General features: G+C 80.7%; 1 pseudogene. It reads right to left on the bottom strand.

Annotation, left to right across the window (positions count from 1 at the left end):
- Positions 1-594: pseudogene (locus ABD308_RS34560) on the bottom strand (asparagine synthase-related protein); the annotation flags it as partial.
- Between the last annotated feature and the right edge of the window lie 21 nt (positions 595-615).

The raw sequence follows: 615 nt of genomic DNA, 5'->3' as shown, positions 1-615 counted from the left end.
CAGCCCGTCGGCGGCGAGCCGCAGGCCCACCCGGGCGGGAGCGGTGCGGTCGGGGCGGGGTGCGTGCCCCCAGTCGGGCGGCAGGTCGGTGCGTCCGGTGCCGGCCAGGACGGACCGCAGCAGCGCGTGCCGGGCGCCGGGCTGGAGGCGGACGTCGTCCGGGAGCAGCCGGGCGGCGCGCACCACCTGGTTGTCGAGGAACGGCGCGTGCAGGCGCTGCCCGGGCTGTTCGGTGGCGTGCACCAGCGTGCGGAACCCGCGCGCGTGCCGGTGCAGGGCGTGCCGGGCCCGGTACGCGCCCGGGTGCTCGCCGGGCGCCGGTTCGCGCGCCGCCAGGCGGAGCCGCAGCGCGACGGCGGAGAGCGCCTCGTCGGAGAGCCAGCGGGCGGCCGGCCCCGGGACCACCCAGGCGAGGTCGTCCACCGAGCGGGTACCCGCCGTGCCGCCGCCGTCGGGCGTCCGGCGCAGGGTCAGCCGCACGGCCGCGTCGTCGAGCGCGTCCGCCCAGCGGCCGCGGGCGAGCCGGTGGGCGGCGTCCTCGGGGCGGGCCGCGTCGCCGTCCCCCCTCGTCCAGTACAGCTCGACCAGGTGCAAGGAGGCGCTCAGCCGAAAGGG

It is taken from the genome of Kitasatospora putterlickiae (assembly GCF_039527695.1).
GTDB classification, from domain to species: Bacteria; Actinomycetota; Actinomycetes; order Streptomycetales; family Streptomycetaceae; genus Kitasatospora; species Kitasatospora putterlickiae.
This window is presented reverse-complemented; position numbering and strand designations above follow the sequence as displayed.